This window comes from Paenibacillus sp. FSL R5-0912, from assembly GCF_000758605.1.
In the GTDB taxonomy this organism is placed as follows: domain Bacteria; phylum Bacillota; class Bacilli; order Paenibacillales; family Paenibacillaceae; genus Paenibacillus_AQ.
Genome location: NZ_CP009282.1, coordinates 6,655,273 through 6,671,796 on the forward strand (window position 1 = coordinate 6,655,273; position 16,524 = coordinate 6,671,796).

The following is a 16,524-nucleotide window of genomic DNA, read 5'->3' on the forward strand; positions in this document are numbered from 1 at the left end:
AAGCCATGAAATGGCTGCTTGGGACGCCCCTTGTCTTTGGAGTCAGTTAAACGGTTGTGCTTGTGAGGACGCTCCGCGAACGGACCGTTGCTCCAATCGCTGTTGTGTCCAGATTTTTTGAATTCCCCTAAGCGGTGAAAATCCGGACACAAAGGCGACCGCTACCGCTTTTCCGCAATCAGTCCGTCCTCTCCGCTGGTTTCAGCGGAAAAACCATACTCGAAATCTTCATTGAAATCACAAAAAGAAATCGCCCTTTGGTAAAATGGAAGTACCAGCAACCATTTCAAAGGAGCGATTTCTTTGTACATTCAATATACCATGGACCAACTTTGCCTACCAATGGATTAAGAAGAAGATATCCCGAGCCATCACCTTGTTCGTGTCGTCAATACCGCCGTCAACCGCCTAGACGACGCTATCTTTGCCGCAGCGTACTGTGCGGGAGAACATCCCCTTCATGTGGCTGGCGGGTCGGCAGCATCCAGATTTCCGAACCCTCAACCGGTTCTGTTCCCACACATGAAAGAGATTCTCGAAACCGTGTTTACTGCCGTGTTGCAGTTCTTGGCCGAGGAAAAGCACGTCTCCCTAGATCATTATTTTGTAGACGGGACGAAGATTGAAGCGAATGCCAATCGGTACACCTTTGTTTTGGGGAAAGCCGTTGTTAAGCACAAAGCCAAATTGCAAGAGAAGGTGCATACCCTTTTTGCTACCATTGAGGCTGACGAACAGCGGGAAGAGCAAATTCAACAAGGCAGTGACCTAGCTGAACTCGGCGAAGGAACCGAATGGACCGGCGAGAAGTTAGAAACTGCCATTCAAAAGCTGGAAGCTCAGCTCCAGGAGAAATCGAAAGATAAACCACTGAAGAATAACCGGGGATTCCGGCGTTTCCTGCTTCGAGGGTTGTCAAAAGTGACGCTCGAAATCGGGTGGCTTTTGCTTGCCCATAACCTGCTAAAGCAGGCCACTACGGATCAAAAACGAAAACGAGTCAGTCTCCAATAACCCGGAGACTGACTCGTTTTTTTTCTTTTGCAGCTTTGAAGTGTCAAAAAACCGTCTCATACGTGAACAATATCTTCTTTTGGGATAGCCCCGTTTCAGCAGTTATTTGGCGAAGGCCCTCGACACCCAATCGCCCAGAATATCCTCATCGAGGAAGGGAGCCAGCGGCAGGAGTGCTGCCGCACCTTCTTTTTGGAAGATACGCTCAGCCAGTCCGTTCAGCGCCTCTTCACTGAGGAACGGAGCCAAGGGGAGCAGCGCTCCCGAGCCTTCCTGCTCAAAGACTGCCTCTGCCAGTTCATCCAGTAGCTCTTCTTCGAGGAACGGAGCCAGCGGGGGTAGCGCTCCCGGACCTTCTTTGGTAAAAGCGAGCTTGGCGCATTCCTCCAGCCCCTCCTCACTTACAAACGGGGCAAGCGCCACAAGTGCATGTTTTCCTCCTGCGGCATAAGCTTGCTTGGCAAGCTCGTCCAGCGTTTCCTCGCTCATAAACGGGGCCAGCTTCAGCAGCGGCTGAATCCCCTCCCGCTCAAACACCTCCACGGCGCATTTATCCAGCGTCTCTTCGCTTAAGAATGGCGCCAGTGCCAACAGATCGTCTACTGCCGCACCCACCTTCACATGCTCAAACGCTTCGCCGATCTGTTCATTTTGCAGCAGCGGGGCAAGGTCCGAAAGGTCTTGTGCCGTGCCTTCCCCCCGCTGGAAATAATCCCCCGTGGTCTGATCCAGCACACTTTCGATAATCCGGGAGCTGTGCCCCTGTCCTTCACCGAGGATCTCTCCGATCCCTACGCCAAAGATTTCTGCTAGCTCCGGAAGCTTGGAGATATCCGGCATACTTGCGCCTCTCTCCCAGTTGCTGACTGCCTGATAGCTGATCCCCAGCTTATCTGCGAGCCCCATTTGCGTAAGCCCGGCAGCTCCTCTCAATCTAACGATATTCCTGCCCACCTTCAACATGTCAAACATGCTTCCACCCCTTCGGCTAAGATGACCTCAGTGTACCGACCGCTGCTGTTTTTGTATATCAAGCGCTGCTTGAGTTGCCGCCCGCTGGGGCCTGCCACGGTAAATAGTTACCAGAACGACCGCTGCAATAATGATCACGGCTGCAATCAGTGTATTCAAGGTAAGCTGTTCACCGACCAGCAGCCAGCCAAGCAGTACCGCCACCACCGGATTGACGAAGGCATAGGTTGAGACGAGAGACGCGTCGGCATTCTTAAGCAGCCAGATGTAGGCCGTGTAGCCGATGATGGAGCCGAAGACGACCAGATAACCGAGTGCCAGATACGAGCGCATAGAAATGCCGGAGACATCAAGCCGGGACCAGTCCCCGGTGAAATAGGAGAAAATCATCAACAGCGCCCCTCCCGTCAGCATCTGTGCTGCCGTTGACATCAGCGGGGAATCCGGCATTGCAGCACTGCGTGAATACATCGACCCGACTGCCCAGCTTATGGAGGCTATTAATAAGGTAATAATACCGATCAGATCGGTGGCGGTCCCCGTATCTCCCTTCCCCGGCTGGAAGACCAGCACGGCAATACCCAGCAGCCCCAGTACAATCCCGGCGATGACACCGGTATTCGGACGTTTGCCGCCGCGGCCAAACCAGCCCATCAGCATCATCCAGACGGGAACCGCTGCAACGATCAGTGAAGCGATGGATGAAGATACTCTTTGCTCGGACCAGGCCACCACACCGTTGCCTCCAAGCAGCAGCAAGGCGCCGACAATCGCCGAAGACCGCCACTCGCGCCCGGCCGGACGCTTCGCTCCGCTTAATCTGGCAATACTATAGAGCACTGCACCGGCTGCAAAAAATCTCACTCCAGCCATCAGAAAAGGCGGCATCGTCTCAATCGCAATCTTCATGCCGACATAGGTGCCTCCCCAAAACAAATAAACGCACAATAGTGCAATACCAACCATGTACACCGGATTCACTTTCTTCTTCTGCGGCATACCGCTACACCCCCTTCAATCCGTCCTCATATATAGTAGATAAAATAAAAGTGGTCGAGGTTTCCTTAACGTCAGGAATACGGAGAATCTCGTCAAGCAGGAGCGTAAGCTCCTCCGGCGAGGTCACCCTTACCTTGAGCAGCATGCACCACTCTCCCGCCAGCCGCTGGCATTCGATGATGCTCACACCGGGGATTTGGATGCGGATAATCTGTTCTGCCGCCTCCTTAAAGCCCTGGCTGACCACCTTCACGGAGATCATGACCTTAATCTTCTGGTCCAGCTTGCTCCAGTCCACAATTCCCCTATATCCCTTGATCACTCCGCTTTTCTCCAGCTTGCCGACCCTTTGATGCACAGACGGCCGGGAGATATGCAGCAGCTTGCCGATCTCTTCATGAGACAGTCTCCCGTTCTCTTCCAGCAGCTTTAGAATTCTGACATCGAGTTCATCCACAAGACCGCCTCCTGGGCAAAATTATAGCATGATTTATATGAATAATGACTAATCGTTAGTGTTCATCAGTAGATTCAAACGTTTCGTAAGAAAAACAGGCAATAATATCGTTAATCGTTATAATAACGTCTCAAATCTATCAGGAGAATAACGAATCGTAGGTACGTTGGAACACGCCAAAAGCTCAAGCCATGGACCCTCAGCCGGAGAAGCCTGCTTAGGCCGCTGCTTGAGCGGGATGATGCTCGAGGATATCTGCTGCGGAGCTCCAGATTGGGGCGAAGGCGGAGAGAGCGTACAATAACCAACTGGCTGCATGAGTAAAACAAACGAGTTTGAAAAGGCTGGGTTGTATTGAATTGGGCTGAATCGAACCCAGTTTTCAACCCCAAACTATACTTAACCGGACTGACAGGACCCTATTTTACGAAAAGGACTGCTTTGTCCGGGCAAACGGACTCAGAATCCTCTATTTACTTCCGGGCACGCCAAAACAAGGGTCTTTGAGACATTCGGTGCGACCCCCTTATCCCGGAGTCCTCCGTATAAAATCAGTACTTGTCGTAGACATGCTCTTTATTTCGCTTTTTCTCTCGGCCAGAAGAAGCTGGAGCGGTCTTCTAGAGTCAGGACCCACTCCGCAAAGGTAGCTGGCGGCATGTTACGAAGGCTCGTATGCATTCTGCGATTGTTGTAAAAGTCCATGTACCGGTCCACCGCTTCATAGGCCTCTTCGAACGTGTCGAATGCCTCTTTGCGGAACAAATCCCGATCGATATTACTGTGGAACGATTCAATAAAAGCATTTAAATCCGGCGTTCGAGGCGGAATGCGTTCATGGGTCATTTCCCAGCTTTCACACATGTCGCCAAACAGGTGGCTGACGAACTGTGGTCCGTTGTCGGTGCGAATCACCGGACGTGCGCTGTCAGGGGCGCAGTGTTGCTCCATGGCGCGTCCCAGCGTCTGGCAGGCATGCTTCGCCTCACACGACGATCCCCGGTGGTAGCCGACGATGACACGGGTAAACACATCGATAATGCTCAGGACAAAGAAGTGCCTGTCACGGCCCACCACGTAACCGTACTTAATGTCCATCTGCCAGAGTTGGCCCGCTCCGGTAATGAACCGGTTCTCCGGCAGCTTCCGGGGATGCTTAAAGCGCTTCTGACGCTGGGGCTGCAGGATATCCAGCGCCTGACACAGCCGGTAGCTTTTCTTGTGATTGAGCTTCAACCGGTGCTGGTTCCACAAGCACTTGGCCAGCAGTTTGTACCCGTACACGTGCTCTTCTCCAGCGATTAATTCCAGCAGCCATTCCTGGATTTCCTCGTCGCTAATCTTCTCGCCAGACTCGGTCAAGGAGTAGCCTGGCTGGGGCCTTCCACGCCCCCCTTGAACGGCTGTTGGGGACAGTGACCTGCGTTTCTTACGGTCGTAGTACGTGGACTCCGCTAGCCCTATGAGACGCAGCACTAAGGCCGCTGTATTCCCCTGCTTAATGAACATGTCGGCTACCTCGATTTTTTCGGATAAGCAGGGGTTGGCTTTTTTAGCAGTTCACGGAGAATCTCAATCTCTAACTCCTTTTCGCCGAGCATCTTGACGGCCTTCTCGTATTTCTGCTCCACTTCCAGCAGGCGCTTCAGTTCCTCCACCTGCTCCTGGGGATACGGATGATCTTGTTCCCCATGGGCCCCTCGGTAGTCTCTCACCCACTGATTCACCGTCGCTGGGGTCACCCCATATTTCCGGGCAACCACCGCTGCCTTTATGCCAGACAACACCTCTTGCGCTGCCTTCTCTCTTGTTCCTGTTAGGTGTCCCATTGTGCTCCTCCTCCTCTTGTATTCAGTCTACATTTTTGTGGGGGAGGACTCCAACTTCTTTAGGGGGCTGTGGAGCATTTAGCGGAATCTGAGTCCGCGTAGGCTAAATAACAGGGTATTTTCGCTAAATAGGGGATTGTCAGTCCGGTTCCCGCAGGATATCGGTCTCCCCACAGTTGTGTACCCATGTCACAGATGAACTGGAGACGCAGACCTTCATTGCTCCGTCCGCAGTGACAGTGATCAGCAGTGACAGTGATCAGCAGCTACTTCTGTCCAGCGTCGGCGGCTTACGCATCCCCCGAACTACTTCTGTCCGGGCGCCAGCGGCAACTTTTTAACCGAGCACAGCAGCTACTCCCTGCCCGGCAAGCCGCCGCCGAATACCGTTCCTTCCGCAAGCCCCGACACGAACTGCTGCAGCCAGACATAATATTCAGCCGCATGCTTCAGCTTGTCCAGATCCTTGAGGCAGGCCAGCCGTTCCTCCTCCGGAGTGTCCTCCGCATCGATTAGCGCCTGCAGTTCAGGCACCACCGTCCCCATCGCCTCCTGCATCACATCAATCTCCCGCTGAAGCTTCAGCGTGAAGAAGTTCCGGAAGGCCTGGAAGAAATCAGTCTCCGCCGCATACAGCTCCTTCCGCTCACGCTTCTCCTCCAGCTTCGTAACCATCCGCGAAGCGATCAGGGAGCGGACACCGTAGCTCATATTGCTTTTGCTCATATTCATGACCTGCTTCATTTCCTCCAGCGTCATCGGCTTGTCCTCAAAGAACATAATTCCGTACAGCTGCCCGAAGGAATAATTCGCTCCATACAAATCCATCGTCTGCGCTATCGCATCAATCATCGGGCCGAGCAGCTGCTCCCGTGGCGAACGATGCGGGTTGTCCTCGCCAAATGCGGCCTGCTTCATCAGGGTAGCACCTCATTTTCGCATAGAATCTTCTCTCTACATTACACAAAACTGAAGCTTTGCGGCAGACTTACTACAAATTTTACACAAATTCCGAAGTATGTTTACTCCCGCTTGACCACAAGCCTCGCTCATGAGTGTACAATTTTTTTTGAACAGAGGAGCTGTCCTCTGCATTATACCGCACCAAACAATGTAGATGGAATGGGGTATTGGAACGAAAATGACACGTTCAAAGCTTATTAGCGGCCTTAAGCCCGTGCTATTCACGCTGCCGGCAATGGTCCCGTTCGCCCTGTTCTGGCTGGCACCGCTGCTGTATGTACTGTATCTCAGCTTCACGGAATGGGATTTCATGAGCCCGGAGAAAACCTTTGTCGGCCTGCAAAATTATACCGACCTGCTCAGCAATCCGGCTTTTTACCAAGCACTAAGAGTAACTGCGCTCTTCTGCGCGGGCAGTGTGCTGCCGATCATCCTGCTCGGACTGGGGCTTGCCCTGCTGATGAACCGCAAGCTGAAAGGCTCCGCACTCTATCAGGTGCTGCTGTTCTCGCCATGGGTCACACCTACAGTAGCCGTCTCTATCGTCTGGTCCTGGATTTATGAGCCTGATGTCGGCCTCGCCAATACGGTGCTGAGGTTCCTCGGCCTGGAGCCCATCGGCTGGCTGCAGGATCCCAAGTGGGCGCTGATTGGCGTGCTGCTCGTAACGATCTGGAAATCAGTAGGCTGGGCGATGATCTTCTATCTGGTGGCGCTGCGGAATGTGCCTTCCGATCTGCTGGAAGCCGGGGAGCTTGACGGGGCAAGTCCGGTGCAGAAGTTCCTCCGCATCACGCTGCCGCTGATCTCGCCGACCACACTGTTTCTGTTCGTGGTACAGCTCATCTCGGCGCTTCAGGCCTACGATCAGATTAATGTGCTGACGCAGGGAGGCCCGTCCGGCTCTACCCGCACCTTACTGTATCTGTATTATCAGTCCGCCTTCGAATCGTTCCAGATCGGAGAGGCTTCCACTGTAGCTGTCGTTCTGGTCTTCCTCTGCATGCTGCTGTCGGTGTTCTCCTTCAGCATCAGCAAGCGGACCACCCATTATCAATAGTAGTTATCTTTTCTTATCTTTCGTACAAGGAGGTCTCACCGCTTGCGTATGCTCACACGGCTCAGCGGACCGGCCCGCCAGATTTTTTTCGCCGCGCTTGCTCTGCTGATGGCCTTTCCGTTCTACTGGATGGTTACCAGCGCACTCAAAACCAATGATGAAATCTGGCGTTCCCCGCCCACGCTCTGGCCAGAGGTACCACTCTGGGGGAATTTCGCTGCAGCCTGGAATGAGGCCCCCTTCGCCAGATATATGGGCAACAGCATCTTCGTGGCTGTCTCCATCGTCATCCTGCAGACGATCAATTCCGGGATGATGGCGTATGCGCTGACGCATATGAAGTTCCGCCTGAAGGGTGTTTTTGCCGGAGTTATTCTGTTCGGTTACATGGTTCCGGCTACAGCCGTCTATCTGCCCGGATATCTGGTATTGTCCGAGCTGCATCTGCTGAACTCCTATGCCGGCCTGATTCTCTCTAATTGTGTAAGTATCTTCTCCATCTTCCTGATCAGACAAGCCTTCCTGCAGGTGTCGCATGAGCTGGTGGAGGCAGGTGAAGTGGATGGCGCTTCGCATATGCGGATTCTCTGGACGGTGCTGGTCCCGGTCACTCGGTCATCCTTCGCCGTACTGGCGCTGATTACCTTCATTGATCAGTACAACAATTATTTCTGGCCGATGCTGATTACGAAGGACCCGAGCCTGCAGCTGGTATCAGCCGGTCTGCGCAGCTTCTTCGTGGAAGGAGGTGCGTACGGACTGAAATGGCCGCTCATCATGGCCGCCAGCGCCTTCACAATTGCCCCGCTGCTGCTTGTCTTCCTGCTAGCGCAGAAAACGATTATGCAAAGTGTCAACATGACCGCAGGCTCCAGTAAAGGCTGAAATCTAACACTTCCAAACAAAGAGGAGAATGATGATGAACGTATTCAAAAGGTTGTCTGCAGTATCCATGATCGCCGGACTTTCCATACTCACCGCCTGTGGCGGTAATTCTGCTTCGGGAAATGCTACGGCGGCTAACGGTGCAGCTACAGTACCTGCTGCCAATGCTGCTCCAGCCTCAAGCGCTGCTCCGGTCTCAAACGAACCGGTAACCATTGAATTCTGGTATGGACTCGGCGGCAAGCTAGGTGAAAATATGGAATCGCTCATTCAGAAATTCAATGCCTCCCAGCATGAGGTCATCGTCAAGGGCATTGTGCAGGCAGATTATACAGAAACCGAACAGAAGCTTCAGGCAGCGATCGCTACCGGGCAGGTTCCGGCAGCCGTGCTCTCCTCCAATATAGACTGGGCCCGCAAAGGCTACTTCGCAGCGATGGATGAGCTGATTGCCGGGCAGCCGGATTTCAATCAGGCGGATTTCGTCCAGACCTTCCTGAGCCAGGGCCAGGTTGACGGCAAGCAGTACTTCCTTCCGATGTATGGAACGACGCAGGTGATGTACTACCGTAAGGATGCTTTTGAGAAAGCCGGCATTGATGCCAGCCAGATTAAGACCTGGGAAGACCTCGCTGCAGCTGCCAAGAAAATGACCGTCACAGAAGGCGGCAAAACCAGCTTCTACGGCTGGGAGCCAATGTGGGGCTCCGGCAATATGATTGACGCTGTCCTCAGTAAGGGCGGCAATATTCTCAGTGAGGATGGCAAGTCAGTGACGATCGACTCTCCTGAATGGATCGAGACCTGGGACTTCTTCCGCCAGTCGATTCATGAAGACAAGACTATGCGTATTCACTCCGGTGGACAAGGCTGGGAGTACTGGTACAAGACGATTGACGATGTAATGAAAGGCCAGGCGGCCGGATACACCGGCTCCAGCGGCGACCAGGGCGATCTCGACTTCAGCATCGTCTCCGCGATGGAGCAGCCGGGCTGGGCCGGAGTCGGCGAAGGCAAACCTGTAGCCCAGGCGATCATGGCCGGTATTCCTGCCAAGGCCGGAGATGCCGAGCAGCAGGCCGCTATGAAGTGGCTGGCCTACTTCACAAACTCCGAGAATACCGCCTTCTGGTCAATTAATACCGGATATATTTCCGTACGCCAGTCCGCACTCGAAGATCCGGCATTCGTCACCTTCAGTGAGACTAATCCGCAGATCAAAATCCCGTTACAGCAGGCATCCCACGCCTCCGCTCCTTTCCAGGACCCTACCGGCGGCAAAATCAACGATGCCCTGACGATCGCTGCGGACAAGGTGCAGATTGAGAATATTCCGGCGGCTGAAGCTCTTAAAGAAGCGCAGCAAACCGCCCAGGCGGCGCTGGATAAACTGAAATAACCGGCAATTCAGGCTCTAAACACTTCAGGCAATGAACTATCAGATACAGGAGGACAGCAGCATGCCTACGCTCATCACCCCGCACGGGGAGCATTCCATATCCGCCATCCTGTTCGACAAGGATGGCACCCTCCTGGAGTTCGTCTCCCTCTGGGGCAGCTGGGGCGAGTGTTTCCTCGCCCGGTTCTCCCGGCAGCTCCAGCAGCGCGGCCTTGAATTTCCGGCGCAGCACCTGGCCTCGCTGCTCGGGACCGTTCACGATGTTAACGGCAGAATTATTGATTATGACCGTAACGGCCCCTTGGCCATGGGCACCATGAGCGATCTCTATGCCATTCTGTCCTGGCAGGGTTATCTGCTTGGCTTATCCTGGGCAGAGTCGATGGAACTGACTGACCGCTGCCGCCAGGAGGCGGATGCATTAATGGAGCAGAGCAAGCCAGTGCTCCCGCTCCCCGGCCTGCTGCATTTCCTTGACGAGTGCGCAGCCGAAGGAATTCCGCTGGCCGTAGTCACTGCCGATGAAACCGCAGCGGCGGAGAATCATCTCCGCTGGCTCGGCATCCGCGGGTATTTCAGCGCCGTGATCGGCACAGACCAGGTGGAGCGCGGCAAGCCCTTCCCCGACATGGCGCTGCTGGCCTGCGAACGGCTGGGGATACAGCCGGCCGAAGCTGCCGTGATCGGCGACACGAACGGCGATATGCGGATGGCCAAGGCTGCCGGGGCAGCTGTGGCCATCGGGATTGCCGGCAATGCGGCAGCCGGGACGGCAGCTGCTGCAGCTACGGCCAGAGTAGGTGCAGCCACCAGCCCGGCTGGCGCGAATGCAGCGGCAATAGACCGGGCTGCTGGCAGTAGCCGTGCGGCAGATACACGGCCTGTACGTACTCTTTTGCCGGATGCAGATTGTTTGGTGCAATCTTATGCGGAGCTTGGTATAGGAAGGATAGTTCGATGAGGGCCGAGGGGGCCTTAGCCTGGGTGTTTCTCGCAATGGCAATTGTGTTCGAGCTCTCCGGAACCCTCTCCATGAAACTATCCCACGGCTTCACCCGGCCCTGGCCCTCCGTGCTGATGTTCCTGTTCTACGGGATCAGCTTCACCTCGCTCAATGTTGCCCTTACCTCCATCAAAGTTGGAGTGGCTTATGCGGTATGGTCGGGGGCAGGCATCATCCTGATCTCCGTGGCGGGCGCGCTTTTTTTTGAAGAACGGCTGACCTTCTCCTCACTCTTGTGGGTGACCGTAATCGTAGCCGGCATTGTGGGCCTAAACATCAGTGCCAAAGGGCATTAGGAAGATATTCACACATCATCAAAGGAGGCTCACCCTGCGAATGAACACAAGCGGACATGGCGGACAACCGCCGCTGTTAACCTTCCAGATTATTACCGACACCCACGTCACGGCCGATCCGGCACATGAATACAATCTGAATTTCCAACGGGCACTGCAGGATTTGGCCGTACATGCGCAGGGCAGCAGCGGAATTATGCATATCGGGGATATCACGGATCATGGTTTCGTGGAGGAATATGCAGAGGTCCACCGTATTCTTCAGCTGCATCAGGCATCGCTGTCGGAGATCCGCTACACCTTGGGCAATCATGATGTGGGCCTCGGCCACTGGGAATCCCGCCTGGCGATGTACACCTCCCGTATGGGTATGCCTGGTCCCTATCATGACCATTGGACCGGCGGGTATCATTTCATCTTCCTTGGAACGGAGGAGGGTCTGCCCACGTTCTGTAATCTGTCGGACGAACAGCTTAAGTGGCTGGACCGTAAACTCGGAGAACGGGCACCGGACAATCAGCAGCCTGACGGGCAGATGGAGCTGGAGCTCGGTGCAGCCGCGCCGCCGGATCAGCCGGTCTTTCTCTTCCTGCATCAGCCGCTGAAGGATACGGTGGCCGGTTCACTGGAGTCACAGGAGTGGTATGGCGTTACTCAAGACAAAGAGCTGCGCTCCATTCTGGCGAAGTATCCACAGACGCTGCTCTTCACCGGACATACCCACTGGGAGCTGGAGGCCGGCAATACGATGTACCCCGGCAACGGGGAGATAGCTACCATGTTCAACGCCGCTTCTGTCGCCTACCTCTGGACGAATGCGGATGAGCACAAGACGGGCAGCCAGGGCTTCTATGTGGAGGTCTACGCTGACAAGGTGCTTGTACGGGGACGCGACTTCACTACGGGAACCTGGGTGGAAGCGGCGCAGTATGAAGTTGTTAACACTGTTAATGTACACCGTTAACTCGGAGTATACAGGTACATTGACAATAAGCTATAAAAAAGCAGCCTTCTCCCGTTAGTGGATTAGGCTGTTTGCGTATCCGCATTTATTTTCGGTACATGTCCTCGAGATAGATTCTCTCAAAAAATTTTCTAATCTGTTATTTTTGCAATCAAAACTCAGTAAATATACACTTTTTTCCATATATTTGGATTGAAATGGAACGAAGAAGAGCTATGATTTATTGTACAAATGGAAAAAGAAGGTGATAACCCAAGTTAAACATTGTATCTTTCTTGTACATTGGTTCCCCCAACAATTCAATATTTCAAAGGAGAAATAATGATGAGTATTAAACAGGCAGCAAGAGCAGTAGTTTTATCTGTGATGCTGTTATCTAATGCCTCTCTAGTTTATGGACAGTCTTCACAACCTTTTAAAATTGACCCTTCATTTATAAACACCAAAACGATAGACACCTCTCAGGGCTTTCAAAAGAAAACTAACTCTTTAGATATTCCCGTGTTGAATAAATCTAACACGCTTCCCTACGAAAACCCTAACGATGTTGTTGAAAGAACTAATAAAATATTTTTCAATTCTGATGAAGAATTCACAAAAGCCCGGAATGAGAACAAAACAACTATCTCCATCGAAGCTATTGCAGAAGATAAACAGTCAACGATTCAATTAAACGAAGAAGAATTTGAAAATCAACTTAACATTCTTTTTAAAAGCGAATTAACATATCAAAAAGTTAGTAACCGAACTTATCATATGGATGTTACTAAAGAACAACTGGATATTTTGAAGGGAATGAAGGAATTAAAGTTTGTCATTATTCAATCCAAAAGTGATAAAGGCTCATTTATTGCAGAATCCGCAGGGGAACAGATCATTACTCCTTATTTAAATGCAGCCAGTGAGATTCGGGAGTTACAAAAGCCCGCAGTGATTTCAAAGTAACCGGGGCCTTAGACGGCATGGAGACCACTTATACTAAAAGTGATGTTGTAATTGCTGTTGTCGACACTGGTATTGATGCCAATCATGTAGATTTAGATGGAGGCAAAGTAATAGGATGGTACGACTCCGTTAATGACAAATCCCAACCTTATGATGATCATGGGCATGGTACACACGTAGCAAGTATTGTAGCAGGTACAGGTGAAGGAGATCCTAATATTCAGACTGGTGTAGCCCCAGGTGCTGCTTTAGTAGGCGTTAAAGTTCTCGACAGTAGTGGCCACGGTTCTAACGCCGATATTATTGAAGGATTGTAATGGCTCTACAACAACATAAATTCCTATAATGTAAAAGCTGTTAATTTTAGTATAGGGACTCTAAAATCATATCAAGACGTATCCGATGTAATTACCTGGATCAAAAAAATTGAGAATGCAGGCGTTCCTGTATTCGTTGCGGCTGGAAATTCAGGTCATGGCTATAATGGTACGGTATTTTTAGGTAGATATTACGATACACTTAGCACATACGCCAAATATACATTTACATCCATAGCCAGTATAAAAGACCCTTATGAAGACGGTTGGGGTTTAAGCGTCTTTTCATCCAGAGGTACAGGTAGTACTGGTCCTTATCTTTCTGCACCAGGAGAGAGTATTAGGGCCGCTAAGGCAAACTCTGGAAGTGAATATATCACTATGAGCGGGACCTCTATGGCTACCCCTTTTGTAGCGGGAACCTACGCACTGATGTATGATGCAGCTTATTCAAGAGGAATATCAAGCTCTATTAGTTTTTCTGCATTTGACATGGGTACTCAGGGATATGATAAGTTGTACGGTAATGGTATATTAAATGCCTATGAGTCCATTAAAAATGCTGCCCAAGGACAAGGTAGTTTCAATACTTATCGTTCTTTGATTTCTGTACCCAATGGACATGTGGCTAAAGATTATATCGATGTATATGCAATTAAACAGAATGCAACAAATGCAGATCTTAATGCTACATTGTTGATCATAAACGAGAATAAAGAAAATCTGGATTTAGCAATATGGGAACCGGGGGCTGATCCATACCAAGGTGCTCCTGCAACCTATTACATCGGAGACAACACAGACCTCCCTCAAGAAAATATCAACATAAAGTCTCCTAAGCAGGGTACTTATTATTTGGGAGTGTTCGGGAAAGATCATAGTGCTGACCACACAATGTAAATAACTGGTAATAACATTACTCCTTGATTTTATTAAACGTAAAAATACTCATATTCCACAATGGTATGAAAAAATAATTTTCAAAAAAAAACAAAGCAGCCTCTTCCCATCGAATCATTAGTGGGGAAGGCTGCTTTGTGTATCGGTTATCTATTGCTTTCTCTAATGCATTCTATTCAAAAAGCAGGCAGCGCGATATCCGCGTAATTATCCTCAAGGAACTTCTTCACTTCCGGGCCGCTGATCGCCTTAGCCAGCTTCTGGATCGCCTCGGAATCCTTGTTGTCCTCACGGGCAACGAGCGTGATCGTAAATGCGGAATCCTCACCTTCGGTGATCAGCGCATCCTTCTTCGGGGTCAGGCCGAGCGGGCTGGCATAAGCAGGCGTCATCGCTACCAGATCTGCATCATCCAGCATACGCGCCAGCATCAGCAGATCAACCTCTTCGAACTTAAAGTTCTTGGTATTAGCGGTAATGTCCGCCTGGGTCGCCTGAATGCCTACGCCTTCCTTCAGCGTAATCAGTCCGGCATCAGCGAACATTTGCAGGGAGCGTCCGATATTCGAAGGATCATTCGCCATTACGAGGGTTGCTCCATCAGGCAGTTCATCAATGCTCTTATAGCGTTTGGAGTAACCGCCATAGATGGCATCATATACTGGCTGAACCGCAACGAGCTTCGCATCTTTGCTGGCATTGAACTGCTCCATGTATGGCACATGCTGGAAGAAGTTCGCGTCCACCTCTTTGTTCGCCAGCGCTTCGTTCGGCTGCACATTATCGGACAGCACCACAACCTCCATGTCCACGCCTTCTTCCTTCAGGATCGGCTTCACGATATCAAGGATATCCGTCATTGGCGGAATCAGCGAGGCTACCTTGATCTTCACAGATTCAGTGCTGGTGGCAGCCGGTGTCTCTTCTGCTTCTTTGTTGTTTCCGCAGCCCGCAAGGGCAAGTACCAATACGAGCAGTGTTAATCCGAAGGCAGCTTTCATTCTTGTTGCGGCTCTCTTAACCGTTCCGTTTCCTGCAATTATCGACTTCTTCATTATTATCTCCAGCCCCCATTGTTATATAGTTACTCAGCGTTTATCCAGCAGTCTTGCCAGTGTACTTCCTGTGAACTGAATCAATTGCACCAGCACAATCATGACGAGTATGGCGTAGATCATCACTTCTGTCTCGAACCGCTGATACCCGTAGCGGATCGCGAAATCGCCAACCCCGCCGCCGCCGACCACACCCATTACTGTTGAAAAAGAAATGAAGCTGATCGTAGAGGCAGTCAATCCCAGCACCAGTCCGGAACGGGCCTCCACATACAGAAACTTAAAGATCACTCCCAGTCTGGATGCCCCCATGGATAACGCCGCTTCTATCGTTCCTCTGGGAACCTCCAGCAGAGACTGCTCCACCAGCCGTGAATAATAGGCAATAGCGACGATAGACAGCGGCACCGTTGCCGCCAGCGTGCCAATCGCCGTTCCCACTACCAGGCGGGTGAACGGAATCAGAGCCACTACCAGCAGCAGGAACGGAAACGAACGCACCACATTTACGATGCTGTTCAGTATGAGCGACAAGCTTCTATTCTCATACAATTGGCCTTTGCGGCAAAAATACAGCAGTGTCCCCAGCGGAAGCCCCAGCAGCAGCGCAGACCCCACGGAGATTCCGACCATCACAAAGGTCTCTCCGATCGACTGCCACATCTGATCCTGATACTTCAGCATGCTCTCAAACATAGGGTTCCCCCGTTCTTCCCGTAATCCTCTCCCGGTAGGAGCCCAAATGGCTCCCCGGCGGAAGAAAGCCGACCTCATCCCGGGAAAAGAAATCAACCATCCGCCCGCTCTCCATTACAGATACCTCTGAGCAGATGCTCCGGACGACATCCAGCTCATGGGTAACTATAATGACAGTAACACCGAGCGAATCATTGATGTGGCGGAGTACACCCAGGATATCCGCCGTGGTGCCCGGATCAAGCGCGGAGGTCGGCTCATCGCACAGCAGCAGCTTCGGATTGTTCGCCAGCGCCCGGGCAATCGCTACCCGCTGGAGCTGGCCGCCGCTGAGCTGTGCCGGATACTGATTAGCTTTGTCTGCAAGCCCGACAAACTGCAGACATTCCAGCGCCCGCTTCATCCGTCCGGCACGCGGCACTCCGGCAAGCTCCAGCGGAATCGCCACATTGCGGCTGACGGTGGCATTGCCGACAAGATTGAACTGCTGAAAGATCATGCCGATTCTTTGCCGCTGCCGCCGCAGCTCCTTGTCCGGCAGCTCTGTAAGCAGCTTGCCGTCTACAGTAACCGTTCCCCTATCGGGCCGCTCCAGCAGATTAATCAGCCGCAGAAGTGTAGATTTGCCGGCACCGCTTGCCCCGATAATGCCGTGTATAGCACCCGTCTTCACTTCAAGCGATACATTGTCCACAGCAGTATAAGGGCCGGCCTTCAGAGCGAAGCTTTTGCTAACCTGACTCAGTGATAAAATATGAAGCCCTCCTCAA

Annotated in this window: 16 protein-coding genes and 2 pseudogenes; 9 read left to right on the forward strand and 9 right to left on the reverse strand. The window is 52.0% G+C overall.

The window, feature by feature from the left end; all coding sequences use genetic code 11:
- Positions 1 to 360 precede the first annotated feature (360 nt).
- Positions 361 to 921: pseudogene (locus R50912_RS36090) on the forward strand (transposase); the annotation flags it as partial.
- A 195-nt stretch (positions 922 to 1,116) separates the two neighbouring features.
- Here the strand turns inward: R50912_RS36090 and R50912_RS33645 are convergent.
- The 6 genes from R50912_RS33645 to R50912_RS28060 form a co-directional block, all read right to left on the reverse strand.
- Positions 1,117 to 1,986: a helix-turn-helix domain-containing protein gene (locus tag R50912_RS33645; protein WP_052416734.1), complete on the reverse strand. Its 870-nt coding sequence runs from the start codon at positions 1,984 to 1,986 to the stop codon at positions 1,117 to 1,119.
- Positions 1,987 to 2,013: 27 nt separating this feature from the next.
- Positions 2,014 to 2,985 carry a drug/metabolite exporter YedA gene (gene yedA, locus R50912_RS28040; RefSeq protein WP_042239604.1) on the reverse strand — a complete coding sequence of 324 codons (972 nt, stop codon included), beginning with the start codon at positions 2,983 to 2,985 and terminating at the stop codon, positions 2,014 to 2,016.
- Positions 2,986 to 2,989: 4 nt separating this feature from the next.
- Complete coding sequence (locus R50912_RS28045; protein ID WP_042239606.1) at positions 2,990 to 3,442, reverse strand: Lrp/AsnC family transcriptional regulator; 453 nt, start codon at positions 3,440 to 3,442, stop codon at positions 2,990 to 2,992.
- Between the two features lie 576 nt (positions 3,443 to 4,018).
- Entirely contained in the window at positions 4,019 to 4,951 is a 933-nt protein-coding gene (locus R50912_RS28050) for an IS3 family transposase (RefSeq protein WP_081956694.1), read from the reverse strand.
- 5 nt (positions 4,952 to 4,956) lie between these two features.
- Positions 4,957 to 5,271, reverse strand: a complete 315-nt coding sequence (locus tag R50912_RS28055) for a helix-turn-helix domain-containing protein (protein ID WP_052416735.1) — start codon at positions 5,269 to 5,271, stop codon at positions 4,957 to 4,959.
- Between the two features lie 354 nt (positions 5,272 to 5,625).
- Entirely contained in the window at positions 5,626 to 6,189 is a 564-nt protein-coding gene (locus R50912_RS28060; protein WP_042239608.1) for a GbsR/MarR family transcriptional regulator, read from the reverse strand.
- Positions 6,190 to 6,412: 223 nt separating this feature from the next.
- On the opposite strand from R50912_RS28060, the gene R50912_RS28065 reads away from it, so the two are divergent.
- From R50912_RS28065 to R50912_RS36295, 8 genes and pseudogenes are all read left to right on the forward strand, one after another.
- Positions 6,413 to 7,294 (forward strand): carbohydrate ABC transporter permease, encoded by an 882-nt coding sequence (locus R50912_RS28065; RefSeq protein ID WP_042243491.1) that lies wholly within the window; start codon positions 6,413 to 6,415, stop codon positions 7,292 to 7,294.
- A gap of 48 nt (positions 7,295 to 7,342) precedes the next feature.
- Positions 7,343 to 8,179 (forward strand): carbohydrate ABC transporter permease, encoded by an 837-nt coding sequence (locus R50912_RS28070; protein ID WP_039307391.1) that lies wholly within the window; start codon positions 7,343 to 7,345, stop codon positions 8,177 to 8,179.
- Positions 8,180 to 8,213: 34 nt separating this feature from the next.
- Positions 8,214 to 9,578, forward strand: coding sequence for an ABC transporter substrate-binding protein (locus R50912_RS28075; protein ID WP_042239609.1), 1,365 nt, complete (start codon positions 8,214 to 8,216; stop codon positions 9,576 to 9,578).
- Positions 9,579 to 9,639: 61 nt separating this feature from the next.
- Positions 9,640 to 10,539, forward strand: a complete 900-nt coding sequence (locus tag R50912_RS28080) for an HAD family hydrolase (RefSeq protein ID WP_052416736.1) — start codon at positions 9,640 to 9,642, stop codon at positions 10,537 to 10,539.
- A complete protein-coding gene (locus R50912_RS28090; RefSeq protein WP_039307319.1) occupies positions 10,536 to 10,877 on the forward strand; it encodes a DMT family transporter in 342 nt (113 codons plus the stop codon). The genes R50912_RS28080 and R50912_RS28090 overlap by 4 nt, the downstream gene beginning before the upstream one ends.
- A 40-nt stretch (positions 10,878 to 10,917) precedes the next feature.
- Complete coding sequence (locus R50912_RS28095) at positions 10,918 to 11,841, forward strand: metallophosphoesterase family protein (protein ID WP_042239612.1); 924 nt, start codon at positions 10,918 to 10,920, stop codon at positions 11,839 to 11,841.
- A gap of 324 nt (positions 11,842 to 12,165) precedes the next feature.
- Complete coding sequence (locus tag R50912_RS28100) at positions 12,166 to 12,786, forward strand: hypothetical protein (protein ID WP_042239613.1); 621 nt, start codon at positions 12,166 to 12,168, stop codon at positions 12,784 to 12,786.
- Positions 12,787 to 12,803: 17 nt separating this feature from the next.
- Positions 12,804 to 14,003, forward strand: a pseudogene (locus R50912_RS36295) (S8 family serine peptidase).
- A gap of 176 nt (positions 14,004 to 14,179) precedes the next feature.
- Here R50912_RS36295 and R50912_RS28110 read toward each other — a convergent pair.
- From R50912_RS28110 to R50912_RS28120, 3 genes are all read right to left on the reverse strand, one after another.
- Positions 14,180 to 15,004, reverse strand: a complete 825-nt coding sequence (locus R50912_RS28110) for a MetQ/NlpA family ABC transporter substrate-binding protein (protein WP_042243497.1) — start codon at positions 15,002 to 15,004, stop codon at positions 14,180 to 14,182.
- 87 nt (positions 15,005 to 15,091) lie between these two features.
- Positions 15,092 to 15,754 (reverse strand): methionine ABC transporter permease, encoded by a 663-nt coding sequence (locus R50912_RS28115; RefSeq protein ID WP_042239616.1) that lies wholly within the window; start codon positions 15,752 to 15,754, stop codon positions 15,092 to 15,094.
- The gene (locus tag R50912_RS28120) at positions 15,747 to 16,508 is read right to left on the reverse strand and encodes a methionine ABC transporter ATP-binding protein (RefSeq protein WP_042239618.1); all 762 of its coding nucleotides are present in this window, start codon (positions 16,506 to 16,508) and stop codon (positions 15,747 to 15,749) included. Before R50912_RS28120 ends, R50912_RS28115 begins: the two co-directional genes overlap by 8 nt.
- Positions 16,509 to 16,524: the final 16 nt, after the last annotated feature.